Genomic DNA, 26,493 nt, shown 5'->3' with positions numbered 1-26,493 from the left:
TTAAATGTGTCGTTGCTTATTTCTTCAATTCCATACGTTTGATGTCGCCGACCACGAACAGATAGCAGACCATCATCATCAGCGCTGAACAGCCTACGAACACCAACGCACCGTTGAAAGAATGCAACTCTTTAACCATGTATCCGATGACCAGCGGCGTCACGATAGAAGCCACGTTACCAAATACGTTGAATACACCACCGCACAGACCGACAATCTCTTTCGGCGCGACGTCGGAGATAACCGGCCAACCCAGCGCGCCAAAACCTTTACCGAAGAAAGCGAGCGCCATCAGTGCGACCACCATCACCGTGTTATCGGTGTAGTTACACAGAATGATGCTGGAAGCCAGTAACATCCCGACCACAATCGGGAATTTACGCGCCATCGTCAGGGTTGAACCGCGCTTGATCAGATAATCAGAGAACAGCCCGCCCAGTACGCCACCGGCAAAACCACACAGCGCCGGAATGGAAGCAACAAATCCCACTTTCAGGATCGACATGCCTTTTTCCTGCACCAGGTAAATCGGGAACCATGTCAGGAAGAACCAGGTAATGGTGTTCAGGAAGTATTGCCCGAAGAACACGCCGAGCATCATGCGGTTGCACAGCAACTGCTTGATATAATCCATTTTTGGACCCGCATTTTTGCCATCGTCGGCTTTTTTGTGGTCCATATCGACAACCGCGCCATTTTTCTCAATATACTCCAGCTCTTCGCGGCTCATACGCGGGTGATCGGTCGGGTTGTGAACAAATTTCACCCAGGCGAAGGTCAGCACAAAACCGATCACGCCCATCACAGTGAAGACATGTTCCCAGCCCCAGGCAAAGGTCAGCCAGCCCAGCAACGGCGAGAACAGCGCCAGTGAGAAGTACTGCGCAGAGTTAAAAATCGCTGATGCCGTGCCGCGCTCTTTCGCCGGGAACCAGGCCGCAACGATGCGGGCATTCGCCGGGAATGACGGCGCTTCAGAGAAGCCCAGCATAAAGCGCATGAAAAACATGGAAATGCCGGCCCAGGCGATCGGGAAAACGTCGACAAAACCTTGCAGGAAAGTAAAGAGCGACCAGAAAAAGAGGCTCCATGTATACACTTTTTTAGAGCCGAAGCGGTCAAGCAGCCAGCCGCCAGGGATTTGCATCAGCAGGTAAGCCCAGCCGAAAGCCGAAAAAATGTAGCCCATCGATACAGCGTCAAGTTGCAGCTCTTTCGCCACTTCGGTCCCGGCAATGGACAATGTGGCGCGGTCTGCATAATTCACTGCGGTTACAATAAATATAATCAGCAGAATTAAATAACGGGTCGGCAACCCCCGTTTTGTTTCCACGACAGAATCTTCGATAGTCATTTTTAATTTCCTTGGGCGCCGCTAACTTTAAAATATAATTATTGAGACGTTTCTTATCTGATTTTATTTAAGCACTCGAAACTTATTATCAGATAATGGCACTTTGATTTTATTAGCCTTCAGTATAATCACCGACAAGGCACCACACACTGGTGGGTTGCTCAATTTTAACATTATCTGAAAAGATTATTTTGAGCATTTGCACATAAGCCTGGGCGCTGATGCACAGATCTTGCAATATGCAGCCCCGCCAGATGGGGAATCGAGATAATAAGTGATTTAGATCACATTTTAATATTTAAACTCCTGACATTCTTATTTCAGCAAACAAGATTTTTATTCCCGATATTAATTCCAGAATAAAGAATGATTCCGCTTTTATAGAGCAATGCATCGTATAAGTTAGCTGGAGATTACTTGACAATGTCCAACATTGAAATTAGACAGCAACCGCCAGGGGCGTTTTATATTAAGGTACACGACACGGATAATGTCGCTATCATCGTCAATGACAATGGCTTAAAGGCGGGAACCCGTTTTCCGGACGGTCTCGAGCTAATTGAGCATATTCCGCAAGGCCATAAAGTGGCGCTGGTTGATATCCCCCATCACGGCGAAATCGTGCGCTATGGTGAGATCATTGGCTACGCCATGCGCGATATCCCCCGCGGTAGCTGGATTGATGAATCCATGGTTGAGCTGCCAAAAGCACCGCCGCTGAATACACTGCCGCTGGCGACGAAAGTCCCGGAGCCACTGCCGCCGCTGGAGGGGTATACCTTTGAAGGTTACCGCAACGCGGATGGAAGCGTCGGCACCAAGAACCTGCTCGGCCTGACCACCAGCGTGCACTGCGTTGCGGGCGTGGTGGATTATGTCGTGAAGATCATTGAGCGCGATCTGCTGCCGAAATACCCGAACGTTGACGGCGTGGTCGGCCTGAATCACCTGTATGGCTGCGGCGTAGCCATTAATGCACCGGCGGCAGTCATTCCCATTCGCACCATTCATAACATTTCGCTGAACCCGAACTTCGGCGGCGAAGTCATGGTAATTGGCCTGGGCTGTGAAAAATTGCAGCCGGAACGTCTGCTGGAAGGGACCGAGGATGTGACAGCCATTCCGGTTGACAGCGCCAGTATTGTTCGTTTGCAGGATGAGCAGCATGTGGGCTTCCGCTCAATGGTTGACGATATTCTGCAGGTTGCCGAGCGCCACCTGGCGAAGCTGAACCAGCGTAAACGTGAAACCTGCCCGGCTTCTGAACTGGTAGTCGGTATGCAGTGTGGCGGCAGCGATGCATTCTCCGGCGTGACGGCGAACCCGGCGGTGGGCTATGCCTCCGACCTGATTATTCGCTGCGGTGGTACGGTGATGTTCTCCGAAGTGACCGAAGTACGTGATGCGATTCACCTGCTGACGCCGCGTGCCATCAACGAAGAAGTGGGCAAACGCCTGCTGGAAGAGATGGCCTGGTACGATAACTATCTCGATATGGGTAAAACCGACCGCAGCGCCAACCCTTCTCCGGGGAACAAAAAAGGCGGCCTGGCGAATATCGTGGAAAAAGCGCTGGGTTCGATCGCGAAATCCGGTAAGAGCGCCATCTCTGAAGTGCTCTCTCCGGGACAACGTCCGACCAAACGCGGGCTGATTTATGCCGCAACACCGGCGAGCGACTTCGTCTGCGGTACGCAGCAGGTGGCTTCCGGGATCACCGTACAAGTGTTTACCACCGGGCGTGGCACGCCGTACGGCCTGGTTGCCGTACCGGTAATCAAAATGGCGACCCGCACCGAGCTGGCAAATCGCTGGTATGACTTAATGGATATCAATGCCGGGACGATCGCAACCGGCGAAGAGACTATCGAGGATGTGGGCTGGAAGCTGTTCCACTTTATCCTTGATGTCGCCAGCGGTCGTAAGAAAACCTTCTCCGATCAGTGGGGGCTGCATAACCAGCTGGCAGTATTTAACCCGGCTCCGGTGACTTGATTTTAATAACAAAAACGTAAACCTCACTTTTAAGCATGGCTTCGGCCATGCTTTTTTTTGCCTGCTTTTCCTTTCACAAACTTCCTTTCACTTTCGAAATTTTCATTTTCCAGACACCAATCACAAAAAAACATTACGAAAGCCTATAGATTCTTTCGAAGAAAACAAACGAAAGATTTCGGAGGCTGTGTGTATATTATTTCGACGAAAACCATGCTTAACAAAGCACAACGTGAAGGTTACGCGGTGCCCGCCTTCAATATCCACAATCTCGAAACCTTACAAGTGGTAGTCGAAACTGCTGCCGAATTGCGCTCTCCGCTGATTGTTGCGGGCACACCAGGGACATTCAGTTATGCAGGCGTCGGCAATCTGGTCGCTATCGCCGGTAATCTGGCCAGCCACTTCAACCAGCCACTGGCCATTCATCTCGATCACCATGAAACATTCAGCGACATAGAAACCAAAGTTCAGGCCGGTATTCGTTCGGTGATGATTGACGGTTCCCACTTCCCCTACCACGACAATGTTGCGCTGGTGAAAGCGGTAACGGATTTATGCCATCGCTACGACGCCAGCGTGGAAGCGGAGCTGGGCCGCCTCGGCGGACAGGAAGACGATCTGATTGTCGATGCAAAAGACACCCGCTACACCAATCCGCAACAGGCTAAAGATTTCGTCGAGAAAACCGGTATTGATTCGCTCGCAGTGGCGATTGGCACCGCACACGGCCTTTATACCGCCGAGCCGAAACTCGATTTTGAACGGCTGGCGGAAATACGCCAACAGGTTGATATTCCTATGGTTTTACACGGCGCATCCGGGCTGCCCGCAGCGGATATTCGCCGTGCCATCGCGCTGGGCGTTTGCAAGGTGAACGTCGCTACCGAACTGAAAATCGCCTTCTCGGACGCGTTAAAGGCCTGGTTTGCTTCGCACCCGGATGCCAGCGATCCGCGCCACTACATGGTTCCGGCCAAAACGGCCATGAAAGAGGTGGTGCGCAAAGTGATCGGCGTCTGCGGCTGCGAAGGCAAGCTGTAACGCCACAACCTTTTGAAAATATTGCGTAATAACCGGAGGAAGAAGTGAAAGAGATTATTGCCCGCCATAAAGCGGGGGAGCACCTCGGTATCTGTTCTGTTTGCTCAGCGCACCCGCTGGTCATTGAAGCCGCGCTGCGCTTTGATTTATCGACCGACGCGAAAGTATTGATCGAAGCAACCTCGAACCAGGTCAATCAGTTTGGCGGCTATACAGGCATGAAACCCGCCGATTTCCGCGACTTTGTCTACCGCATCGCCGATGAGGTTGGCTTTCCACGGGAGCGGCTGATCCTTGGCGGCGATCACCTTGGGCCTAACTGCTGGCAAAACGAAACCGCTACCGCCGCGATGGAAAAATCCGTGGCGCTGATCAAAGCCTATGTGGCTGCCGGTTTCAGCAAGATCCATCTGGATGCATCGATGTCCTGCGCCGACGATCCGGTTCCGCTGGAACCGCATGTTGTCGCCGAACGTGCCGCACGTCTGTGCCAGACAGCGGAAGAAACCGCCAGCGACGCGCTGAAAAAAAACCTGACCTATGTGATTGGCACTGAAGTACCGGTTCCCGGCGGCGAAGCCAGCAGTATCAATACGGTTCACGTTACGCGCGTCGAAGATGCTGCTCGTACGCTGGAAACACACCGTGTCGCTTTCCATGCATTAGGGCTGGATGATGCGATGAACCGCGTTATTGCTATCGTCGTGCAGCCAGGCGTTGAATTCGATCATACCCAGGTGATCCACTATCAGCCGCAGGCAGCAGAAGCGCTTTCCGGCTGGATCCGCCAGACGCCGATGGTCTACGAAGCGCACTCCACTGATTACCAGTCCCGCCAGGCTTACCGCGCGCTGGTACGCGACCACTTCGCCATTCTGAAAGTGGGTCCCGCGCTGACCTTTGCGCTACGCGAAGCCATTTTTGCGCTGGCGCAGATGGAAAACGAACTGATTGCGCCGGAAAACCGCAGCCGCGTACTGGAGGTGATCGATGAAGTGATGCTTAACGAACCGGATTACTGGAAAAAGTATTACCGTCCGACCTGGAGCCAGTCGATGGTGGATATCCACTTCAGCCTTTCGGATCGTATTCGCTACTACTGGCCGCACCCGCGCATTCGCCAGAGCGTCGGGAAACTGCTGGCAAATCTCAGCGCCACGACGCTGCCGTTGGGGCTGATCAGCCAGTATTTACCCGTACAACTGGAACGCGCGTCGCTAAATGAGATCGCCGCAACGCCGCACAGCCTGATCATTGACAAAATACAGGATGTATTGCGCGCCTATCGCTATGGATGCGCCCCTGAAATTGCCTGATGACCGGAGAATGTATGAGCCAACTGTTTGTCTGTACCGGAATTGAATTTACCTCGCGACAGCATGTGCTGACGCATATTGGCGAGGAGATGCTGGCGCAGGGCGTCGTGCATGAAAGCTATCCGGCAGCCCTCCTGGCGCGCGAAGCGATTTACCCGACCGGCATTGCCCTTGAACACCACGCGGTGGCCATCCCGCACTGCGAGGCGGTACATACTAAGTCCCCGGCACTGTATCTGATCCGCCCGGATAAACCGGTTTATTTTCAACAAGCTGACGATGATACCGAAATCGCCGTCTCGCTGATTATCGCCCTGATTGTGGAAAACCCGGCCGAGCAATTGAAGTTGTTACGACGTCTTTTTAGTGAGCTGCAAAACCCGAACACGCTGGAAGCGCTGCTGGATACGCCTGCCGATAACCTGGCGACGCTTTTTCGGGACACGATCCTGGAGCCTGAGAAGTGCGAGCAGGCTTAATAACATACTGATAATAAAAGGAGTACCCTATGAAACGTAAAGTAATCGTCGCCTGCGGCGGTGCGGTCGCCACCTCCACCATGGCAGCGGAAGAGATCAAAGAGCTCTGCGCCGACCACCAGATCGAACTCGACCTCGTGCAGTGTCGGGTGAATGAAATTGAAACCTATATGGATGGCGCAGATATGATCTGCACCACTGCGAGAGTCGATCGTACCTTTGGCGATATACCTGTTGTGCACGGCATGCCTTTCGTCTCCGGCGTGGGCATTGAAGCGCTGCAACAAAAAATCCTGACGATCCTCAGGGGGTAACGCGATGTTTAGCGAAATTATGCGTTATATCCTCGATTTAGGTCCTACCGTCATGCTGCCGGCGGTGATCATCATCTTCTCGAAATTACTGGGGATGAAGCTCGGGGATTGCTTTAAATCGGGCCTGCACATCGGGATTGGCTTTGTCGGTATTGGGCTGGTGATTGGCCTGATGCTGGACTCCATAGGCCCGGCGGCAAAAGCAATGGCTGAACATTTCCAGATTAACCTGCATGTGATTGATGTCGGCTGGCCTGGCTCGTCACCGATGACATGGGCGTCACAGATCGCGCTGGTCGCCATCCCGGTCGCGATTGCCGTGAATATCCTGATGCTGGTCACCCGCATGACGCGCGTGGTGAACGTCGATATCTGGAATATCTGGCACATGACCTTTACCGGCGCCATGCTGCACCTCGCTACCGGCTCTTACTGGATCGGCATACTCGGCGTCGTGGCGCATGCGGCGTTCGTCTTCAAGCTGGGCGACTGGTTTGCAAAGGACACGCGGGATTTCTTTGGGCTGGAAGGGATTGCCATCCCACACGGTACCTCTGCTTACCTCGGCCCCATTGCCGTGCTGGTTGATACAATCATCGAAAAAATCCCCGGCCTTAACCGCGTTCACTTTAGCGCCGACGATATTCAGAAGCGCTTTGGCCCGTTTGGCGAGCCGGTCACCGTGGGGTTTGTGATGGGGATTGTCATTGGTCTGCTGGCAGGCTACGACCTGAAAGGCGTGCTGCAACTGGCGGTGAAAACGGCTGCCGTGATGCTGCTGATGCCGCGCGTCATCAAACCGATTATGGATGGGCTAACGCCTATCGCGAAACAGGCGCGTAAACGGCTACAGGCTAAATTTGGCAGCCAGGAATTCCTGATTGGTCTCGATCCGGCGTTGCTGCTTGGCCACACCTCAGTGGTCTCCGCCAGTTTGATCTTTATTCCGCTAACCATTTTGATTGCGGTGCTGGTGCCGGGTAACCAGGTGTTGCCCTTCGGCGACCTGGCAACCATCGGGTTCTTTGTGGCGATGGCGGTTGCGGTACATCAGGGCAACCTGTTCCGCACGCTGATCTCCGGCATTATTATCATGAGCATCACGCTGTGGGTCGCCACGCAAACCATCGGCCTGCATACGCAACTTGCCGCCAACGCAGGCGCGCTGAAATCGGGCAGTCTGGTGGCATCAATGGACCAGGGCGGTTCGCCATTCACCTGGCTGCTTATTCAGCTTTTCACCTGGCAAAACGTGGTGGGTTTTGTGGTGATTGCCACCCTTTATCTGGCCGGTGTGCTGCTGACATGGCGCAGAGCACGCAACTTCAGAGCGGCCGAAAAGGCCTCGCTCGCCGCACAAAGCCAGACCGTATCCTGATCCCCGGGGAGCCCTGCTCCCCCGTTGTTGTTCCTGGAGAGTATTATGAAATCAGTGGTTATCCATGCTGAGGGCCACGTCTGCGTTGAAGAACGCCCGGAACCTCAGTTGCAGCACGATGACGATGTCAAAGTCAAGGTTGTCAGCTCCGGCCTGTGCGGTTCTGACATCCCGCGTATCTTTGCTGGTGGCGCGCATTTTTACCCAATTACCCTGGGACATGAATTCAGCGGCTATGTCGAAGCCTGTGGCGCGGCAATCAACGATTTACACGCCGGGGATGCAGTGGCATGCGTGCCGCTGCTGCCATGCTTTGATTGCCTGGAGTGCCGCCGCGAGTACTTCTCCTTGTGCAAGCGCTACCAGTTTGTCGGCTCGCGCAGCGATGGCGGTAATGCCGAATACATCGTAGTGAAACGGGCGAATCTGATCGCGTTGCCGAAGGATATGACGATTGAAGATGGCGCATTTATTGAACCCATCACCGTCGGCCTGCATGCCTTCCATCTTGCTGGCGGTTGTGAAAACAAAAACGTGATCATTGTCGGTGCCGGTACCATTGGCCTGCTGGCCATGCAGTGCGCACGGGCGCTTGGTGCCAAAAGCGTTACCGCTATCGATATCAACCCCGACAAGCTGCAACTGGCAAACGAACTCGGCGCAACCTTCACCTTCAATAGCAGCAAGCAGGATGTAAGGGCGATTACCGCAGGCCTGGAAGAGGCACGTTTCGACCAGTTGGTACTGGAAACGGCAGGAACACCGCAAACCGTCTCACTGGCAATCGAAATCGCCGGGCCGCGCGCCCAGCTGGCATTGATCGGTACCCTGCATCACGACCTGACGTTAACCGCGCCCGTGTTCGGCCAAATTCTGCGCAAAGAGATGATCCTGATTGGCAGCTGGATGAACTACTCCGGCCCGTGGCCGGGTGAAGAGTGGACAACGGCTACAAGCCTGCTGACAGAGAAAAAGCTGATGCTGGAGCCGTTGATCGCCCATCGCGGCGATCCGGACAGTTACGCCCGTGCAGTACAGAACCTTAACGGTGCGCCGATGCAGGGCAAAATCCTGTTACGGCTCGATTAAGCGAGAGAGCCAGCAACCTGCGCTGGCTCACATTTCCTTTCGAAAGTTAGCGTTCAACTTTCACAATCCTTCGATTACACTAGAGGAAGTTAATTATCAGGCAAATTAATATGAACTCATTTGAACGAAGGAATAAGATCGTCGAACTGGTTAACTCACAGGGAAGTGTGCTGGTGATTGACCTTTCGAACAGCTTTGGCATTTCTGAAGTCACCATCCGCGCAGATCTGCGTCTGCTGGAAGAGAAAGGCCTGGTAACACGCTTTCACGGCGGCGCCGCGAAACCCGGCGCAACGGTGCTGGATAACGAAAATCAGGAAGTGGTGCTGGAAGAACGCTACCGACTGGCGAGCGATCCGAAAAAACGTATCGCCCAGGCCGCCGCCAGCATGATTGAAGAGGGTATGACGGTGATCCTCGACAGCGGCAGCACCACCATGCTGATTGCTGAGGCCCTGACGAAAAGAACCAACATTACCGTTATTACCAACAGCCTTCCCGCTGCATTTGCCCTGTCGGAAAACAAAGACATCACCCTTGTGGTTTGCGGCGGTACCGTACGGCATAAAACGCACTCCATGCACGGCACTATTGCTGAACGCTCTTTGCAGGGCATCAGCGCAGATTTAATGTTCGTCGGTGCGGATGGCATTGATGCGACGAACGGCATCACCACTTTTAATGAAGGCTACTCCATTAGCAGCGTGATGGCCGCCGCCGCGCATAAAGTCATTGCTGTCGTGGATGCCAGTAAATTCAACCGTCGCGGTTTTAATCAGGTGCTGCCGATGGAGAAAATCGATGTGGTGATCACCGATGACAGCATCAGCGACAAGGACAGATCCGCGTTTCGCAAAATGGAGAAGGAACTGGCTGTGGTGTAAAAAGCGGGTCTACGGCGCTGTGATCGCTGACGCGACTCTCCAGCGCCTGTATTGATCGGGTTATTGCTGATCCAGCGCGTACTTGTACAACGCATTTTTCTTCACGCCGTGGATCTCCGCCGCGAGGGCTGCGGCTTTCTTCAGCGGCAGTTCGGCCTGCAGCAGCGCCAGCGTACGCAGCGCATCGGCGGGCAACTCATCTTCCTGCGCTTTATGGCCTTCGACAATCAGCACCATCTCACCTTTACGGCGGTTTTCATCCTCTTTCACCCATGCCAGCAGTTCGCCTACTGGCGCGCCCTGAATGGTTTCCCAGGTTTTGGTCAGCTCGCGGGCCAACACGACATAGCGGCTCTCGCCCCACACTGCGACCATATCCTCCAGGCTTTCCAGTAAACGGTGGGTGGATTCATAGAAAATCAGCGTGCGGCTTTCCGTTTCCAGCGCTTTTAACGTATCGCGACGCCCTTTCGATTTGGCAGGCAGAAACCCTTCGTAACAAAAACGATCCGACGGCAGCCCGGCGGCGCTCAACGCGGCAATCGCAGCGCACGGGCCGGGCAAAGGTACAACGCGAATGCCCGCTTCACGGCAGGTGCGCACCAGGTGATAGCCCGGATCGTTGATCAGCGGTGTTCCGGCATCCGAGACGAGGGCAATGTTCTGCCCCTCTTTCAGCTTTGCCACCAGCGTTTCCGCTTTCTGCTGCTCGTTATGGTCATGCAGGGCGAACAGGCGGGCATTAATGGCAAAATGTTGAAGCAATAAACCGGTGTGGCGGGTATCTTCCGCCGCAATTAAATCAACGGCCTGCAACACGTTGAGGGCGCGTTGCGTAATATCAGCCAAATTCCCAATGGGAGTAGGTACAATATAAAGCTGACCCTGAGAATTCTCCGCCGATTCGTGTTGTTTCATTGTTTCATCCGTATTGCCGATTTAATATTGAGCATTGCGTAAAAATTATCACTGGATACAGTATGCTACCGTCAAGATTTCTACGTTCGAAAGCCACGCGCTGCGTGCCTGTGGTGCTGGCCGCCCTGCTGTTTGCAGGCTGCGGTACCCAGTCGACAGACCAGAGCACCACGCATCTGCAAGGCGCGGCGCAAGCCGATTCTGGCTATTACCTGCAGCAGATGCAGCAAAGCACAGATGATAGCAAGACCAACTGGCAATTACTCGCCATTCGTGCACTGCTTAAAGAGGGTAAAACCCAGCAGGCAAGCGAACTCTTCAGCCAGCTACCGCAGAATCTGAACGACAATCAGCGTAAAGAATATTCTCTGCTCGCCGCCGAAATGAAACTGGTGCAGAAAGATTTCGCCGGCGCACAGGCGCTGCTGAGTAAGATCGATCCTGCCGATCTGGAGCAAAATCAGCAGGCGCGTTACTGGCAGTTAGGGATTGAAGCCGCGCAAGGCAAGCCGTCCCTGACATTGCTGCGCGCGCTGATTGCCCAGGAGCCACTGTTAACGAAACCCGAAGAGAAGCAGAAAAACATCGATGCCACCTGGCAGGCGCTGGCTTCGATGACGCAGGATCAAGCCAGAGCGCTGGTGATCAACGCCGATGAAGTCACCCTGCAGGGCTGGCTCGATCTGCAACGCGTCTGGTTTGATAACCGCAACGATCCCAACATGCTGAAAGCGGGCATCACCGACTGGCAGACCCGCTACCCGCAAAACCCGGCGGCGAAAATGCTGCCGACCCAACTGTCGAATCTGCAAAACTTCAAACCGGCATCAGCCAATAAAATCGCGCTGCTGCTGCCGTTAAATGGCCAGGCCGCTGTTTTTGGCCGGGCGATTCAGCAGGGGTTTGAAGCCGCTAAAAACGGTGTTTCCACCGTTTCCGGCCCGGCCGTTCCGCAGCAGGTGGCTCAGGCAGCCAATGCTGCGGTGGTTAGCCCATCGCAGACCAGCGTTAATGATTTAACCAGCGCTGCTGCGCCGGATGCACAGCAGGTGCAGGCACCGGATAGCGCCGCGCAGAGCGAAACAGACACGCAATCCAACACCACAGCAGAGCAGGATCCCGCAGCGGTAACGCCGCCTCAACCAGCCGATGCCAATGCGACGCAGCCGGTTGCCGCGCCAGCCGTTGCCGGTACGCCAGCAAACCCGGGCGCTGAACTGAAAATTTACGATACCAGCGCGCAGCCGATGGATCAGATCCTCAATCAGGTGCAGCAAGATGGCGCGAGTATCGTGGTCGGCCCGCTGCTGAAAAACAATGTTGAAGAGTTGATGCGCAGCCACACCACGCTGAACGTGCTGGCGCTCAACCAGCCGGAAAGCGTCGAAAACCGTGCAAATATCTGCTACTTCGCACTCTCGCCGGAAGATGAAGCACACGATGCCGCGCGCCACATCCATGAACAGGGCCGTCATGCGCCGCTACTGTTGGTGCCGCGTAGCAATCTGGGCGAACGAATCAGTAAAGCCTTTGCCGAAGAGTGGCTGAAACTCGGCGGCGGCGTGGTGCTGGAGCAGAAATTTGGTTCCACCGCCGAACTGCGGATGGGCCTGAATGGCGGTTCCGGTATTGCTATGACCGGCAGCCCGGTGGTTGCCAGCCTGCCGCAGCAGCAGGGCGTGACTATTGGCGGTCTGAACATTCCGGCTCCGCCGACCGACGCGCAAATCAGCGGCAGCGGCAGCGTGGATTCGGTTTATATCGTGGCGACGCAGGATGAGATCGCGCTGATTAAACCGATGATTACCCTGCGCACCGGCAGCCAGAGCAACGTGATGCTCTATGCCAGCTCGCGCAGCGCGCAGGGCGGCGCAGGCCCGGATTTCCGTCTGGAGATGGAAGGCCTGCAATTTAACGAAATCCCGATGCTGGCAGGCGCGAACCCATCGTTAATGCAGCAGGCGCTGAAAAGCGTTAACAATGACTACTCACTGGCGCGCCTGTATGCCATGGGCGCGGATGCCTGGTCGCTGGCGAATAACTTCTCGCAGATGCGCCAGGTTCCGGGGTTTGAACTGAACGGAAATACCGGTGATTTAACCGCCACCCAGGATTGCGTGATCAACAGGAAGTTGTCATGGCTCAAATACCAGCAGGGACAAATCGTCCCGGCCAGTTAACCCGTAAACAGACCGGCGACGTGTGGGAAGCCAAAGCGCGTCGCTGGCTGGAAAGCAAAGGACTGCATTTTTTAGCCGCCAATGTGCGCGAGCGCGGCGGCGAAATAGATCTGATAATGCGGCACAAAACTACCACCGTCTTTATTGAAGTGCGCTATCGCAGATCGTCACGTTTTGGCGGCGCTGCGAGCAGTGTCACACGCGCGAAACAGGTCAGGCTCCTGCAAGCAGCCCGTTTGTGGCTCGCCCGGCACAATGGGAGTTTTGATACTGTGGATTGCCGGTTTGATGTGGTAGCCTGCACCGAAAATGACGTTGAGTGGATACAAAACGCCTTTAACGACCACTCATAATTGCAAAATGATAGGGATTACTGTGCTCGAACGAATTAAAGACTGCTTTACGGAAAGCATTCAAACCCAAATTGCGGCGGCGGAAGCGTTGCCTGATGCCATTTCCCGCGCAGCCATGACGATGGTTCACTCCCTGCTTAACGGCAACAAAATCCTCTGTTGTGGCAACGGCACTTCTGCCGCCAATGCACAGCATTTTGCTGCCAGCATGATCAACCGTTTTGAAACAGAACGTCCCAGTTTACCTGCCATTGCACTTAATACCGATAATGTGGTCTTAACCGCGATAGCAAATGATCGTCTGCATGATGAGATTTACGCCAAGCAGGTTCGCGCGCTCGGCCACAGCGGGGATATCCTGCTGGCCATCTCCACGCGCGGCAACAGCCGCGATATCGTTAAAGCCGTGGAAGCAGCGGTAACGCGTGATATGTCCATCATAGCGCTGACCGGCTACGACGGTGGCGAGCTGGCGGGTCTGCTGGGGCCGCAGGATGTCGAAATCCGTATTCCTTCCCATCGCAGCGCGCGCATCCAGGAAATGCACATGCTGACAGTGAATTGCTTATGCGATCTGATTGATAACACGCTTTTTCCTCACCAGGATGATTAAGGAGTACACATGAAGGCATTCACGCCCCTCGCAGTCCTTATTTCCGCGCTGCTGTTACAAGGTTGTGTTGGCGCAGTCGTGGTCGGTTCTGCCGCCGTTGGCACTAAAGCCGCGACGGATCCGCGAACCGTTGGCACCCAGGTGGATGACAGCACGCTGGAACTGCGCGTCAACAGCGCGTTGTCCAAAGATGAGCAGCTTAAAAAAGAAGCGCGTGTCAACGTTACCGCGTATCAGGGGAAAGTTCTGCTGACCGGGCAGGCCCCGAATACCGAACTCTCTTCCAGAGCGAAACAGATTGCCGTGGGCGTTGAGGGTGCAACCGAAGTATTCAACGAAATTCGCCAGGGTCAGCCGATCGGCCTCGGTACGGCGTCTTCAGATACCTGGATAACCACTAAAGTCCGCTCGCAACTATTGGGCAGCGATCAGGTGAAATCCTCTAACGTGAAAGTGACCACCGAAAATGGCGAAGTGTTCCTGATGGGTCTGGTCACCCAGCGTGAAGGCCAGGCAGCGGCAGATATCGCCAGCCGCGTCAGCGGTGTGAAACACGTAACTACGGCATTTACCCTGCTGAAATAACAAAAAAGCCCGGCAAATTCGCCGGGCTTTTTTTACTCTGTCAAAACTCAGAACAACGCAATAGCGCCAGTGACCGCCCCGCACAGCGCCACCAGCCCGCCGGTCAGCCACAACGCTTTTAATGGAAACGATTTACGCAGCATGATCAGCGACGGCAGGCTTACCGCCGGTAGCGTGATCAACAGCGCCAGCGCAGGCGCCATTCCCATACCCGCCAACATCATGGTCTGCACAATCGGGATCTCGGCTGCCGTCGGGATCACAAACAGGCAACCGGCAATCGCCATCGCAATCACCCACAACAGCGTGTTATCGATCGCGCCATCCGCATGCGGGAATAACCAGACACGCGCCGCACCCAGCACCAGAACAGCGAGAATATAGACCGGAATGGTGCTCCAGAAGAGTTGCCATAAGGCTTTGCCCCAGCGCGCCATAAAGCTGCCCTGCGGCTCCGTAAGCGTAATATCCACCGCTTCAGCCTGCTGCTGGCCCTCTTTGACCAGCGCCTGTACCAGCATCGCAACGCCCAGCACCGTCACCAGACCTGCAACCAGACGGATTGCGGCAAAATGCCAGCCAAGAACAAAGCCCATAAACACCAGCGTAGCCGGGTTAAGCAGCGGGTTGCCCATCCAGAATGCCAGTGCGCCGCCCATTGAGACGCGCTGACGGCGCATGCCCGCCGCCACCGGCGCGGCACAGCAGGTGCACATCATGCCAGGCAGAGAGAACAGCGTACCAAACAGCGTGCCGCTAAAGCGTTTTTGCCCCAGCGTGCGCAGTAACCAGTCGCGCGGAATCAAAACCTGAATCAACGAGCCCAGCACTACGCCCAGTACGGCCGCTTTCCAGACGGCAAGAAAATAGACCAGCGCATAATCCCACGCCGCCTGAATCGGGCTGGAATCGGCCTGAGCAAGAATAGATTTACCAATGCTGTGCGTCTCGGCAGCAGTGAAGGCTTTACCGTAATAAGGCTGCCATTTCACGTACCAAAGACCAACGATAACCACAAGAAAGAATAGCGCGGGTTTCCACCACTGAATGGGTGTTGCCGCCTGAGGTGAAGACTGACCAGTCATAACATTCCCCGGGGAAATAGGTGATAAGCCGGGGAATAGTACGCCGGGAAAACTATTTTGCCAATTGCGAGCCTGCAGCAATCGCGCGTAACTGCGCAGAGGAGACGACCTCGACGCGATTTTCCGCGGGCGTGAAGGACAATGTCAGCAGCGCGCGGGCGACATCCTGCGCGCGGATCGACTTCCAGTTGCCCGGCAGCAGACGAAACAGCGGTGCTAGCAGAGATTCACTGAAGCGCTGCTTTTCGCGCTCCCCCAGCAGCATCGACGGACGGGCAATAACCAGCCGGGGCCACTCCTGCGCGATGAGCGCTTTTTCCATCTCGCCTTTTACCCGGTTATAGAAAAATGGTGAACGCGCGTTTGCGCCCATCGAGCTGACCACCAGCATCTGCCGGGCGCCAAGCCGCAACCCGGTTAATGCCGTATCGACCACCAGCGTATAGTCCGCATGTATGAATGCCTCTTCACTTCCTGCTTCACGCCGCGTGCTACCAAGGCAGCAAAAAACCGTATCCACCGCTCCTGTTACCTGCGCCAGCGCATCGCTTAACTGCGGATCGTGCGGGTTCTCCACGTCGGAGAAGCCCAATAATGGGCGGCGAGTTGGCGCAACAAGAGTACCGACTCGCGCATCGTTACTCAGTAATCGCAGCAGGTGTCCGCCAACCAGACCCGTTGCACCAGTGATCATTACGCGTGGCATTTACTCTCCTTTTGCAGATGAATCTGTCTTGCAATACCCGCCAGCTAAACCAGGCTTAGTAGTCTGATGGGTTATCAGTATGGATAACAACGAGCGCTGAAGCCAAAACAACGGAGGAATTATGAGCAAGAAAATTGCAGTCTTGATCACCGACGAGTTTGAAGATTCAGAATTCACCTCTCCGGCACAGGAATTTCGTCAGGCCGGCCATGAGGTGATCACTATAGAGAAACAGGCGGGGAAAACCATCCACGGCAAACAAGGCGAAGCTGAAGTGGTGATTGATAAAGCCATTGATGAGGTGCGGCCAGCGGATTTTGACGCCCTGCTGCTACCGGGCGGCCACTCACCCGATCATTTGCGCGGCGACGACCGGTTTGTTACCTTCACCCGCGATTTTATCAGCAGCGGTAAACCCGTCTTCGCCATTTGTCACGGCCCGCAGTTGCTGATCAGCGCGGACGCCATCCGCGGACGCAAGCTGACAGCGGTGAAACCTATTGTCGTCGATGTGAAAAACGCCGGGGGTGAGTTCTATGACCAGGAAGTGGTGATCGATAAGGATCAACTGGTGACCAGCCGCACCCCCGAAGATTTGCCTGCGTTTAACCGCGAGGCATTGCGTTTACTGGGTGCCTGAGTCGCGGATCCAGTGTAATTTTTTACCAAAACCCAGCGTGTTGTCAGTGAATTTCAATTCGTGAAGGCGAATCTCCCACATAGGGGCTGACAACATGCGCGCAACAGGAAAGCGACGGTTGTACTGCGCACGCGGCACCTCGCTTTCCTCCCCTTCCAGACGACGGATCTCGCCGGTAAATTGCACGCCGCGAATCAGCGCTACGGTTTTCGGCTGGCCGTTGACGGTTCCCGCCACCTTCGCCTGAAGCCCTGTCATCTGCGAGTGGCGCGTATGATCTTCACTGAGGATATAAAACGCCACTTTCTGCGCATCGTAAACGTAAAACGCATTAGCACACCACAATTCGCCCCGGTTCGCCACGCACCAACTGACAACATGCTGTTTCGCCAGCCAGCGGTTAATGGCTGCAAGCGTCTCCATTTTTTCTCTTCCTCGTGTTATTTTTTCGTTCACATTAACACAATGAATAATGCCATGACGCTCTGGTTTCTTTATCTTATCCGCACCGCCGACAACATGCTGTATACCGGCATTACCACCGATGTGGCGCGTCGCTTTACGCAGCATCAAAACGGGAAAGGGGCAAAAGCGCTGCGGGGAAAAGGCGCACTGGCGCTGGTTTTTTCAGCTCAGGTAGGAGAAAGATCGCTGGCGTTACGGCTGGAGTATCGCATCAAGCAGTTAACCAAACGCCAGAAAGAGCGCCTCGTCGCCGGAGATGGCACGTTCGAGGCGCTACGGGAAAGCCTGCAAGCAACCGTCGTTAAAGGCGATTGAAGTGATCGCTGTATTCCACCAGCCCACTGACGCCATTCAGCGCATCATCAGCAAGAGGGTGAACTAAAAACGCCTCATCCGTTTGCGGCCAGCGGCAACGCAGATCGTACTGCGAGGCATTTTTAAACCCCAGACGGCTATAGAACGCCGGATCGCCCAACGTGACGACTGCGGCATAACCAAACTCATTCAGCGAATCCAGCCCTTCATAGACAAGCTGGCGCGCAATGCCCTGGCCGCGATACTGCTCATCGACTGCCAGCGGCGCAAGCCCAACCCATTGCAGCTCTTCACCGGCAACCGTAACCGGGCTAAAGGCCACATAGCCCACAACCTGACCTTCATCATCGGTTGCGACAAATCCCAGCGTGATCAAACCATCCTCACGCAGATTGTGCACCAGCGTGGCTTCGCCTTCACCACCAAAACTACGACGCAATAACGCGTCGATACCGGGTGCATCAATGGGAATTTCAACTCTAATCAGCATGGCTCACCTATAGAAGGTTGTGTCGTTGCGGGCGGCGCTTGCAGGCCGGCCTCAACAAAATCCGCCAGTTGCAGCAGCATCACCCGCAGGGGTTTTGGCATCTGCTCCAGTTCAATGGCGTCCATCAGATTTTTTACGTACAGCCCAAGCTCCGTATCGCCTTCAATCGCCAGCCGACGCTGGAAAAAGAGCGTGTCCGGATCCTGCTTGCGCGCGGCAATCATTAGCAAATCGCTGGCGTCCGCACTGAAGCTGACATCAGCATCAGCTGACTCACGAACAATCAACTGACCATTCTCAACAGAGGTATACCACGTCAGGCCGATATCCCGTACCTGAATACTTAACCAGCGCCCTTCGAGAAACTCAAGCTCTCCGTCCGCCAGCGCCTGCTGGAATTGCCATCGCAGCACCTGCTCCAGCACCTGACGCTTGATGGCGAAAGGTGTGAGCTTAACCGGAACACTTAGTAATGCCGGGCCGAAGTGAACAAGACGTGAGCGCAATGAATCCAACACGGGCTTAACTCCCAGAAATGATAATTGCGGCTATTTTGCCACATTCCCGTAATGGTATAGCGGCGCAAATCAACAATCAGGCAATAAATAGACGGCGGTTATGGCTCCATCAATACGCATTTAACTGCCTCAAATCAAAAATTGTCGCCAGCAGGTTAACTAAAATCCCAGTTCGTTAACAATTTGGCGACCCTGCGGGGTACGTCCGGGCCATCTGGCCCGCTGATTGCAGGATACACTATGGAGTTGCTCTGCCCTGCCGGAAACCTTCCGGCATTGAAGGCGGCTATCGAAAACGGTGCCGATGCGGTTTATATCGGCCTGAAAGATGATACGAACGCCCGCCATTTCGCCGGACTCAACTTTACGGAGAAAAAACTCCAGGAGGCGGTGAGTTTTGTTCATCAGCACCGCCGCAAACTGCATATCGCCATTAATACTTTTGCGCACCCGGATGGTTACCAGCGCTGGGAGCGGGCCGTGGATATGGCCGCACAGATTGGTGCCGATGCGCTGATCCTCGCCGATCTGGCGATGCTGGAATACGCCGCCGAGCGTTATCCGCATATTGAGCGTCATGTCTCCGTGCAGGCCTCCGCCACTAACGAAGAAGCAATTCGCTTTTATCATCGTCACTTTGATGTCGCACGTGTGGTACTGCCGCGCGTTTTATCCATTCATCAGGTGAAACAACTGGCGCGCGTAACGCCCGTTCCGCTGGAGGTCTTCGCTTTCGGCAGCCTGTGCATTATGGCCGAAGGCCGTTGCTACCTCTCCTCCTATCTCACCGGCGAATCGCCCAATACCGTTGGCGCCTGTTCGCCCGCGCGTTTTGTCCGCTGGCAGCAAACGCCGCAAGGGCTGGAATCTCGTCTGAATGACGTGCTGATCGATCGCTATCAGGAGGGTGAAAACGCAGGTTATCCCACGCTGTGCAAAGGGCGTTATCTGGTGGATGGCGAGCGTTATCATGCGCTGGAAGAGCCTACCAGCCTGAATACGCTGGAGCTGTTGCCGGAATTGTTGGCAGCAAATATCGCCTCGGTAAAAATCGAAGGCCGCCAGCGCAGCCCGGCGTACGTCAGCCAGGTGGCGAAGGTGTGGCGTCAGGCTATTGATCGTTGCATAGCCGCGCCGCAGGACTTTGTCCCGCAATCCGCATGGATGGAGACGTTAGGAGCCATGTCGGAAGGCACACAAACCACGCTCGGCGCATATCACCGTAAATGGCAGTAGGTAGACAATGAAATATTCATTAGGGCCGGTCCTTTATTACTGGCCAAAAGAGACGCTGGAAGATTTTTACCGCCAGGCGGCTACCAGCAGCGCTGATGTGATTTATCTTGGCGAGGCGGTGTGCAGCAAGCGTCGCGCGACCAAAGTGGGCGACTGGCTGGATATGGCAAAAGCGCTCGCCAGTAGCGGCAAACAGGTGGTGCTCTCCACGCTGGCGCTGGTGCAAGCCTCTTCAGAATTAAATGAACTGAAGCGCTATGTTGATAACGGCGAATTTCTGCTGGAAGCCAGCGATCTGGGCGTAGTGAACATGTGCGCCGACCGTAAACTGCCGTTCGTCGCCGGGCATGCCCTTAACTGCTATAACGCCGTGACGCTGCGTCTGCTGCTCAAGCAAGGCATGGTGCGCTGGTGTATGCCGGTCGAGCTTTCCCGGGACTGGCTGGTCAATCTGCTCGAACAGTGTGAAACGCTGGGCATTCGTCGGCAGTTTGAGGTAGAAGTGTTGAGCTACGGCCACCTGCCGCTGGCGTATTCCGCCCGCTGCTTTACCGCTCGCTCGGAAGACAGACCAAAAGATGAGTGCGAAACCTGCTGCATTAAATACCCGAACGGGCGCGGCATGGTGTCGCAGGAGAACCAGCAAGTATTTGTTCTCAATGGCATCCAGACGATGAGCGGCTATGTCTATAACCTCGGCAATGAACTGGTTTCGATGAAAGATGTTGTCGATATCGTGCGTCTGTCGCCGATGGGACCGGAAACGTTCGCCATGCTCGACGCGTTTAAAGCGAATGAAACGGGCAACGCGCCGCTGCCGCTCGCCGCTCACAGCGACTGTAATGGCTACTGGCGCAGGCTGCCCGGCTTGCAGTTAGAACTTTAATAAAGCTCACTTTGTTAACAGCTTTTCAGCAAAGGTTAATGCACTATAAAAGTTGCAGCTTTTCTGGCCTGTCCCGCCACTCTGGGCCAGGCTGGAAGAAGACCTTCAATCTGATGACGATGCTGTAGCAAAGTGAGTTTCTATGTCTGAGAAAACAATTCCCTTTTCGGTGCTGGATCTCGCGCCGATCCCACAAGGCTCCTCTGCCCGCGAGGCGTTTACCCATTCGCTGGATCTGGCGAAATTGGCTGAGAAGCGTGGCTATCACCGTTACTGGCTGGCCGAACACCACAATATGACTGGCATCGCCAGCGCCGCGACGTCGGTGCTGATTGGCTACCTTGCCGCCAATACGCAAACCCTGCACCTGGGTTCCGGCGGCGTGATGCTGCCGAACCATTCGCCGCTGGTGATTGCCGAGCAGTTTGGCACGCTGAATACGCTCTATCCGGGACGCATTGATCTGGGTCTCGGCCGCGCGCCGGGTAGCGATCAGCGCACCATGATGGCGTTACGTCGCCATATGAGCGGCGATATCGATAACTTCCCGCGCGATGTAGCCGAACTGGTGGACTGGTTTGACGCCCGCGATCCGAACCCGCATGTCCGCCCTGTGCCGGGTTACGGCGAGCAGATCCCGGTCTGGTTGCTGGGTTCCAGCCTGTACAGTGCGCAACTGGCCGCACAACTCGGCCTGCCGTTTGCTTTTGCCTCGCATTTTGCGCCGGATATGTTGTTCCAGGCGCTGCATCTCTATCGCACGAATTTCAAACCTTCCGCGCGGCTGGAGAAACCTTATGCGATGGTGTGCATCAACATTGTTGTCGCCGACAGCAACCGCGATGCGGAATTCCTCTTTACTTCCATGCAGCAGGCGTTTGTGAAACTGCGTCGGGGTGAAACAGCGCAGTTGCCACCGCCGATCGCCAATATGGATCAGTTCTGGTCACCGTCGGAGCAGTACGGTGTACAGCAAGCGCTGAGCATGTCGCTGGTCGGGGATAAAGCGAAGGTGCGCCACGGGCTGGAGTCGATCCTGCGGGAAACCGACGCGGACGAGATTATGGTTAACGGGCAAATTTTCGATCACCAGGCGCGGCTCTATTCGTTTGAACTGGCGATGCAGGTGAAAGAAGCACTGCTCGGGTAGTTTTTGTCGTGCCGGATGACGGCGTGCGCCTTATCCGGCACGGTGGATTTGCAGGCCGGGTAAGCGCAACGCCACCCGGACTGAAATTACTGATAAACCGGCAGCAGATTAAAGCTGGAAAGCAGGTGTACTGCGGCGTTACCGACGCCAAACAGCAGAATCAGGATAATCATTGGCTTGCCGCCCCAGACGCGAAATGCCGGGCTGCCAAAGCGTTTACGTGACGCATTCGCCAGCAGCGCAGGAACAATTGCCGCCCAAATCGTCGCCGCCAGCCCCGCATAGCCAATGGCATACAGAAAACCATTCGGCCACAGTAAACCACCGACAATCGGCGGTACGAACGTCAGCAAAGCCGTTTTGAAACGTCCAGCCGGTGAATCATCAAACCCAAACAGATCCGCCAGATAATCGAACAGCCCCAAAGTCACACCCAGGAATGAGCTGGCAACCGCAAAGTTTGAGAAAATCACTAACAGCAGATCCAGGCTACGGCTGTTCAACACACCGCTGAGCGCCTGCACCAGTACATCAATGTTGCCGCCCTTCGCTGCAATCTCAATAAATGCCGGACGCGGGATATTGCCCATCGTCACCAGCAGCCAGACAACATACAGCCCCAGCGCCAGTAACGTGCCGTAGACCAGGCAACGGGTGATGGTGCGCGGATCTTTGCCGTAGTATTTCATCAGGCTTGGAACGTTGCCGTGATAGCCAAATGAGGCAAGACAAAACGGCAGCGTCATCAGCAAATAGGGCGTATAGGATGCGTCGCTTTGCGCCACATTAAATAACGTCGCGGGCTGCACGTGCCCGAGCAGGCTGCCAAAGGTGAGGAAAAAAGTGATCACTTTCGCCCCCAGCACAATCGCCGTCATGCGGCTGACTGCGTGCGTGGAGAGCCAAACGATAAAAGCAACACCCAACGCAAAACACAATCCCGCCAGACGCGGCGACACGTCCAGCGACATTTCGGCAAAGGTGTGATGCAGAATGGAGCCGCTCGCTGAAATGTAAGCGTAAGTCAGAATATAGAGCACGAAGGCAATCGAGACGCCATTCACCAGATTCCAGCTTTTTCCCAGCAGATCTTTGGTGATGGTGTCGAAACTTGCCCCGCTGTGATAGTTAAGGTTGGCCTCAAGGATCATTAAACCCGAGTGCAGCATACAGAACCAGGTAAACAACAGTGCCAGCAGTGACCAAAAGAACCACGCGCCGGACATCACTACGGGCAATGAGAACATGCCTGCGCCAATGATGGTGCCGCCGATAATTACCACCCCGCCGAACAGCGAAGGGGAAGCCTGTGTGGTTGTCAGTGTCGACATCTGAAATATTCTCCTGTGGATTCAAAGCCTGGATTCAGGCCGCCGCATTGTACCAGTACAAGAGTACATTTCAGATAAAAAAAGCCCCGATCGTTTTGACCGGGGCTGTATCTTTTTCTTTACAGATCGTAAGGAAAATTATGCGTCGTTGCGACGACGGCTGGAGCTTTCGTCACGATCGCGGCGCGGCGCACGACGTTCGCCAGCAAAACTACGGCCTTCCTGACGCTCACCGCTGAAACGACGGCCTTCGCCACGACCGCCTTCACGACGTTCGCCACCGAAGCCACCACGGCGCTCACCGGCACCGGCACCGCCACCGCGACGTTCGTTACGCTCGCGCGGCTGTGCATCGCCCAGCAACTGCATATTCATCGGTTTGTTGAGAATACGCGTACGCGTGAAGTGCTGCAGAACTTCACCCGGCATACCTTTCGGCAGCTCAATGGTGGAGTGGGAACCAAACAGCTTGATGTTACCAATATAACGGCTGCTGATATCGCCTTCATTAGCAATCGCGCCGACGATATGACGAACTTCAACACCGTCATCACGGCCCACTTCAATGCGGTACAGTTCCATTTCACCAACGTCACGACGTTCACGACGCGGGCGATCTTCACCACCGCGCTCGGAACGCTCGCCACGCGGGCTGCGGTCATTGCGATCGCCACGGCGTTCGAAACGGTCATCACGCTCGCGGAATTCACGCTTAGGACGCATCGGCGCATCCGGCGGCAGAATCAGCGGACGTTCGCCCTGTGCCATTTTCAGCAGCGCAGCGGCCAGCGTTTCAATGTCCATCTCTTCTTCAGAAGAAGGCTGGATTTTTGCCAGCAGCGCGCGGTATTGATCCAGATCGCTGCTTTCCAGCTGCTGCTGTACTTTCGCGGCGAATTTTTCCAGACGGCGTTTGCCAAGCAGTTCTGCGTTCGGCAGTTCAACTTCCGGAATGGTCAGCTTCATGGTGCGTTCAATGTTGCGCAGCAGACGGCGCTCGCGGTTCTCAACGAACAGCAGTGCGCGGCCAGCGCGACCCGCACGACCGGTACGGCCGATACGGTGAACGTAGGATTCAGAATCCATCGGAATGTCGTAGTTAACGACCAGGCTGATACGCTCTACGTCCAGACCACGCGCCGCAACGTCTGTTGCGATCAGGATATCAAGACGACCATCTTTCAGGCGTTCCAGGGTCTGCTCACGCAGCGCCTGGTTCATGTCGCCGTTCAGCGCAGCGCTGTTATAGCCGCTGCGCTCCAGGGCTTCAGCCACTTCCAGCGTCGCGTTTTTGGTACGAACGAAGATGATCGCCGCATCAAAATCTTCCGATTCGAGGAAACGAACCAGCGCTTCGTTTTTGCGCATGCCGTACACCGTCCAGTAGCTCTGGCTGATGTCCGGGCGAGTGGTTACGCTGGACTGAATGCGCACTTCCTGCGGCTCTTTCATAAAGCGGCGGGTAATGCGACGGATCGCTTCCGGCATGGTTGCAGAGAACAGCGCGGTCTGATGACCTTCCGGGATCTGCGCCATAATCGTTTCAACGTCTTCGATAAAGCCCATGCGCAGCATTTCGTCGGCTTCATCCAGAACCAGACCGCTCAGTTTAGAGAGATCCAGCGTACCGCGTTTCAGGTGATCCAGCAGACGCCCCGGCGTACCGACGACGATCTGCGGCCCCTGGCGCAGGGCACGTAATTGCACGTCATAACGTTGGCCGCCGTACAGAGCAACCACGTTTACGCCATGCATATGTTTAGAAAAATCGGTCATTGCTTCAGCTACCTGAACCGCCAGTTCGCGGGTCGGAGCAAGCACAAGGATCTGCGGCGCACGCAGGTCCGGATCGATGTTATGGAGCAGCGGAAGAGAAAACGCTGCGGTTTTACCGCTACCAGTCTGGGCCATGCCCAGTACGTCACGACCAGATAGCAGGTGCGGAATGCACTCAGCCTGGATCGGAGATGGTTTTTCGTAACCGAGATCGTTCAGGGCTTCAAGGATAGGAGCCTTCAGCCCCAGATCTGCAAAAGTGGTTTCGAATTCAGCCATGTAGTACAAGTGCCTCTATGTCATTGGCGGCCAGTCTACATAACTCATCGTGAAAATGATTAGCAATTTTCATTGAAAAGTGTGAACCGGCTCAAAGTAGGTTAATTAACGAACAATGAAGCCCTCACCCGCGAAGATGATGGCAATCAAAAGAGATTACGGGCTGATATGTTCGTCAGCTATTGCTGGTCCGATTCTGCCAGGTCATCGTGCTCCTGGCCCAAGAGCGCTAATTCCAACAATGCGTAACGGTGCTCAACAAAATTATGGACGTTGTTGGCAACCGTTAGTTTGAACAGTGCCATGGCGCTGTCCTTATCCCCCAGACTTAGGTAATACTTACCTAAATAGAAGTTGGTTTCACTGAGATGCTCAGCGAGCGAGGTGTTATCCGTTGCGTCTGCCTTCAGGCGATCCATCAGCGTTGCTTCGCTAATGTCACCGAGGTAGAACTCGACAATATTCCATCCCCATTGTTCCTTATCCGATTTTTCGAAGCGCTGTTTCAGTGCTTCTTTTGCCTGCTTCTCATCAAGCTTTCGCTCAACGATGTAAAGCCACAGGCTACGGAAAGGATCATTAGGATCGTCTTGATAAAACGCCAGCAGATCATCTTGCGCTAACTTATCGCGACCGCCGTAATACAATGCGATCCCGCGATTTAAGTGCGCGTAGTTGTAAGTTGGATCAAGCTCAAGTACAGAATCAAACGCTTCATAGGCAGCATCAAAATTGCCTGCCTGCGTTAAATAAATGCCTAAGTAGTTGAATACTTCGGGCATATCCGGTCGAATTGCCAGCGCTTGTGAGAAATCATTCCGCGCTAAGGCCCTCAGACCGAGACTATCATACAACACTCCGCGCTCATATAAAAGCTGTGCGCGTTCGTCATCGGTTAAAGCCCGACTGGCAAGAATTTGTTCCATGCGTGCCAGAATCACTTCTTGCTGCAAAGTCGGTTGCAATGGCACCGCGAGGACTTCGCTCTTACGCCAGGCAGAGTTGCTGCATCCTGCCAGCGTTAAAGCTGTCGCAACGAAACACCAGCGCAAAAAAGGCTTCATTTCCCACTCCCGAAGACAACAATTGGATGAACGTCCTGTCCCCCGGCTGC

Annotated in this window: 28 protein-coding genes; 17 read left to right on the top strand and 11 right to left on the bottom strand. The window is 54.8% G+C overall.

All coding sequences use genetic code 11. The features are described 5' to 3' along the window. Nucleotides 1-16: 16 nt before the first annotated feature. Nucleotides 17-1,354: an MFS transporter gene (locus tag Y71_RS02920; RefSeq protein WP_007369960.1), complete on the bottom strand. Its 1,338-nt coding sequence runs from the start codon at nucleotides 1,352-1,354 to the stop codon at nucleotides 17-19. Between the two features lie 423 nt (nucleotides 1,355-1,777). Between Y71_RS02920 and garD the strand changes: the two genes are divergently transcribed. The 8 genes from garD to Y71_RS02880 all read left to right on the top strand — a co-directional run bounded on the left by garD (nucleotide 1,778) and on the right by Y71_RS02880 (nucleotide 9,853). Continuing rightward, nucleotides 1,778-3,349, top strand: a complete 1,572-nt coding sequence (gene garD / locus Y71_RS02915; protein WP_007369958.1) for a galactarate dehydratase — start codon at nucleotides 1,778-1,780, stop codon at nucleotides 3,347-3,349. A gap of 189 nt (nucleotides 3,350-3,538) precedes the next feature. Continuing rightward, on the top strand, nucleotides 3,539-4,393 hold the full coding sequence (locus Y71_RS02910) for a tagatose bisphosphate family class II aldolase (RefSeq protein ID WP_007369957.1): 855 nt from the start codon (nucleotides 3,539-3,541) through the stop codon (nucleotides 4,391-4,393). 44 nt (nucleotides 4,394-4,437) lie between these two features. Continuing rightward, nucleotides 4,438-5,709 carry a tagatose-bisphosphate aldolase subunit GatZ gene (gene gatZ, locus Y71_RS02905; protein WP_007369956.1) on the top strand — a complete coding sequence of 424 codons (1,272 nt, stop codon included), beginning with the start codon at nucleotides 4,438-4,440 and terminating at the stop codon, nucleotides 5,707-5,709. A gap of 14 nt (nucleotides 5,710-5,723) precedes the next feature. After that, nucleotides 5,724-6,188 carry a PTS galactitol transporter subunit IIA gene (gene gatA / locus Y71_RS02900; RefSeq protein ID WP_007369955.1) on the top strand — a complete coding sequence of 155 codons (465 nt, stop codon included), beginning with the start codon at nucleotides 5,724-5,726 and terminating at the stop codon, nucleotides 6,186-6,188. A gap of 29 nt (nucleotides 6,189-6,217) precedes the next feature. After that, nucleotides 6,218-6,502, top strand: a complete 285-nt coding sequence (gene gatB / locus Y71_RS02895; RefSeq protein ID WP_007369954.1) for a PTS galactitol transporter subunit IIB — start codon at nucleotides 6,218-6,220, stop codon at nucleotides 6,500-6,502. A 4-nt stretch (nucleotides 6,503-6,506) separates the two neighbouring features. Beyond that, the gene (locus tag Y71_RS02890; protein WP_007369953.1) at nucleotides 6,507-7,880 is read left to right on the top strand and encodes a galactitol-specific PTS transporter subunit IIC; all 1,374 of its coding nucleotides are present in this window, start codon (nucleotides 6,507-6,509) and stop codon (nucleotides 7,878-7,880) included. A 45-nt stretch (nucleotides 7,881-7,925) separates the two neighbouring features. Continuing rightward, nucleotides 7,926-8,969, top strand: a complete 1,044-nt coding sequence (gatD, locus tag Y71_RS02885; protein ID WP_007369952.1) for a galactitol-1-phosphate 5-dehydrogenase — start codon at nucleotides 7,926-7,928, stop codon at nucleotides 8,967-8,969. Between the two features lie 110 nt (nucleotides 8,970-9,079). Further along, complete coding sequence (locus Y71_RS02880) at nucleotides 9,080-9,853, top strand: DeoR/GlpR family DNA-binding transcription regulator (RefSeq protein WP_007369951.1); 774 nt, start codon at nucleotides 9,080-9,082, stop codon at nucleotides 9,851-9,853. 60 nt (nucleotides 9,854-9,913) lie between these two features. Here Y71_RS02880 and rsmI read toward each other — a convergent pair whose 3' ends face one another. Beyond that, entirely contained in the window at nucleotides 9,914-10,771 is an 858-nt protein-coding gene (gene rsmI, locus Y71_RS02875) for a 16S rRNA (cytidine(1402)-2'-O)-methyltransferase (RefSeq protein WP_007369950.1), read from the bottom strand. A 62-nt stretch (nucleotides 10,772-10,833) separates the two neighbouring features. Between rsmI and Y71_RS02870 the strand changes: the two genes are divergently transcribed. From Y71_RS02870 to dolP, 4 genes are read left to right on the top strand one after another with little or no spacing between them, the layout of a single operon-like run. Beyond that, nucleotides 10,834-12,951 carry a penicillin-binding protein activator gene (locus Y71_RS02870; protein ID WP_035887925.1) on the top strand — a complete coding sequence of 706 codons (2,118 nt, stop codon included), beginning with the start codon at nucleotides 10,834-10,836 and terminating at the stop codon, nucleotides 12,949-12,951. After that, a complete protein-coding gene (locus Y71_RS02865) occupies nucleotides 12,909-13,304 on the top strand; it encodes a YraN family protein (RefSeq protein WP_007369948.1) in 396 nt (131 codons plus the stop codon). The genes Y71_RS02870 and Y71_RS02865 overlap by 43 nt, the downstream gene beginning before the upstream one ends. A 22-nt stretch (nucleotides 13,305-13,326) precedes the next feature. Then, nucleotides 13,327-13,917: a DnaA initiator-associating protein DiaA gene (gene diaA, locus Y71_RS02860; protein WP_007369947.1), complete on the top strand. Its 591-nt coding sequence runs from the start codon at nucleotides 13,327-13,329 to the stop codon at nucleotides 13,915-13,917. A 9-nt stretch (nucleotides 13,918-13,926) separates the two neighbouring features. Then, nucleotides 13,927-14,502 (top strand): division/outer membrane stress-associated lipid-binding lipoprotein, encoded by a 576-nt coding sequence (gene dolP, locus Y71_RS02855; protein ID WP_007369946.1) that lies wholly within the window; start codon nucleotides 13,927-13,929, stop codon nucleotides 14,500-14,502. A 47-nt stretch (nucleotides 14,503-14,549) separates the two neighbouring features. Here the strand turns inward: dolP and Y71_RS02850 are convergent, their stop codons facing one another. Then, nucleotides 14,550-15,587, bottom strand: a complete 1,038-nt coding sequence (locus Y71_RS02850) for a permease (RefSeq protein WP_007369945.1) — start codon at nucleotides 15,585-15,587, stop codon at nucleotides 14,550-14,552. Nucleotides 15,588-15,639: 52 nt separating this feature from the next. Next, nucleotides 15,640-16,293 (bottom strand): NAD-dependent epimerase/dehydratase family protein, encoded by a 654-nt coding sequence (locus Y71_RS02845; RefSeq protein WP_007369944.1) that lies wholly within the window; start codon nucleotides 16,291-16,293, stop codon nucleotides 15,640-15,642. Nucleotides 16,294-16,414: 121 nt separating this feature from the next. Between Y71_RS02845 and Y71_RS02840 the strand changes: the two genes are divergently transcribed. After that, nucleotides 16,415-16,933 carry a type 1 glutamine amidotransferase domain-containing protein gene (locus tag Y71_RS02840; protein WP_007369943.1) on the top strand — a complete coding sequence of 173 codons (519 nt, stop codon included), beginning with the start codon at nucleotides 16,415-16,417 and terminating at the stop codon, nucleotides 16,931-16,933. On the opposite strand, the gene Y71_RS02835 is transcribed toward Y71_RS02840, so the two are convergent. Continuing rightward, entirely contained in the window at nucleotides 16,919-17,356 is a 438-nt protein-coding gene (locus Y71_RS02835) for a YhbP family protein (protein ID WP_007369942.1), read from the bottom strand. The genes Y71_RS02840 and Y71_RS02835 overlap by 15 nt on opposite strands. A 54-nt stretch (nucleotides 17,357-17,410) precedes the next feature. Here Y71_RS02835 and Y71_RS02830 point away from each other — a divergent pair, with 54 nt between their 5' ends. Continuing rightward, nucleotides 17,411-17,713, top strand: coding sequence for a GIY-YIG nuclease family protein (locus tag Y71_RS02830; RefSeq protein WP_007369941.1), 303 nt, complete (start codon nucleotides 17,411-17,413; stop codon nucleotides 17,711-17,713). On the opposite strand, the gene Y71_RS02825 is transcribed toward Y71_RS02830, so the two are convergent. Together Y71_RS02825 and ubiT are read right to left on the bottom strand one after the other, a co-directional pair. Beyond that, nucleotides 17,700-18,203: a GNAT family N-acetyltransferase gene (locus Y71_RS02825; protein WP_007369940.1), complete on the bottom strand. Its 504-nt coding sequence runs from the start codon at nucleotides 18,201-18,203 to the stop codon at nucleotides 17,700-17,702. The genes Y71_RS02830 and Y71_RS02825 overlap by 14 nt on opposite strands. Then, on the bottom strand, nucleotides 18,197-18,721 hold the full coding sequence (ubiT, locus tag Y71_RS02820) for a ubiquinone anaerobic biosynthesis accessory factor UbiT (protein WP_035887934.1): 525 nt from the start codon (nucleotides 18,719-18,721) through the stop codon (nucleotides 18,197-18,199). Before ubiT ends, Y71_RS02825 begins: the two co-directional genes overlap by 7 nt. A gap of 240 nt (nucleotides 18,722-18,961) precedes the next feature. On the opposite strand from ubiT, the gene ubiU reads away from it, so the two are divergent. The 3 genes from ubiU to Y71_RS02805 all read left to right on the top strand — a co-directional run bounded on the left by ubiU (nucleotide 18,962) and on the right by Y71_RS02805 (nucleotide 21,993). Then, complete coding sequence (gene ubiU, locus Y71_RS02815; protein ID WP_007369938.1) at nucleotides 18,962-19,957, top strand: ubiquinone anaerobic biosynthesis protein UbiU; 996 nt, start codon at nucleotides 18,962-18,964, stop codon at nucleotides 19,955-19,957. A gap of 7 nt (nucleotides 19,958-19,964) precedes the next feature. Continuing rightward, on the top strand, nucleotides 19,965-20,843 hold the full coding sequence (locus Y71_RS02810) for a U32 family peptidase (RefSeq protein WP_007369937.1): 879 nt from the start codon (nucleotides 19,965-19,967) through the stop codon (nucleotides 20,841-20,843). Between the two features lie 142 nt (nucleotides 20,844-20,985). After that, on the top strand, nucleotides 20,986-21,993 hold the full coding sequence (locus Y71_RS02805) for a luciferase-like monooxygenase (protein ID WP_007369936.1): 1,008 nt from the start codon (nucleotides 20,986-20,988) through the stop codon (nucleotides 21,991-21,993). Between the two features lie 86 nt (nucleotides 21,994-22,079). Here the strand turns inward: Y71_RS02805 and mtr are convergent, their stop codons facing one another. The 4 genes from mtr to nlpI all read right to left on the bottom strand — a co-directional run bounded on the left by mtr (nucleotide 22,080) and on the right by nlpI (nucleotide 26,443). Further along, complete coding sequence (gene mtr, locus Y71_RS02800; RefSeq protein ID WP_007369935.1) at nucleotides 22,080-23,324, bottom strand: tryptophan permease; 1,245 nt, start codon at nucleotides 23,322-23,324, stop codon at nucleotides 22,080-22,082. Nucleotides 23,325-23,462: 138 nt separating this feature from the next. Further along, nucleotides 23,463-25,379, bottom strand: a complete 1,917-nt coding sequence (locus Y71_RS02795; protein WP_007369934.1) for a DEAD/DEAH family ATP-dependent RNA helicase — start codon at nucleotides 25,377-25,379, stop codon at nucleotides 23,463-23,465. Continuing rightward, nucleotides 25,372-25,452, bottom strand: a complete 81-nt coding sequence (yrbN, locus tag Y71_RS30960) for a protein YrbN (RefSeq protein ID WP_107147034.1) — start codon at nucleotides 25,450-25,452, stop codon at nucleotides 25,372-25,374. Before yrbN ends, Y71_RS02795 begins: the two co-directional genes overlap by 8 nt. 106 nt (nucleotides 25,453-25,558) lie before the next feature. Then, on the bottom strand, nucleotides 25,559-26,443 hold the full coding sequence (gene nlpI / locus Y71_RS02790; protein WP_007369933.1) for a lipoprotein NlpI: 885 nt from the start codon (nucleotides 26,441-26,443) through the stop codon (nucleotides 25,559-25,561). Nucleotides 26,444-26,493: the final 50 nt, after the last annotated feature.

Source organism: Kosakonia radicincitans DSM 16656 (genome assembly GCF_000280495.2).
Taxonomy (GTDB): domain Bacteria; phylum Pseudomonadota; class Gammaproteobacteria; order Enterobacterales; family Enterobacteriaceae; genus Kosakonia; species Kosakonia radicincitans.
Note: the sequence above shows the minus strand (reverse complement) of the source record. Positions and strands in the feature narration are given on the sequence as shown.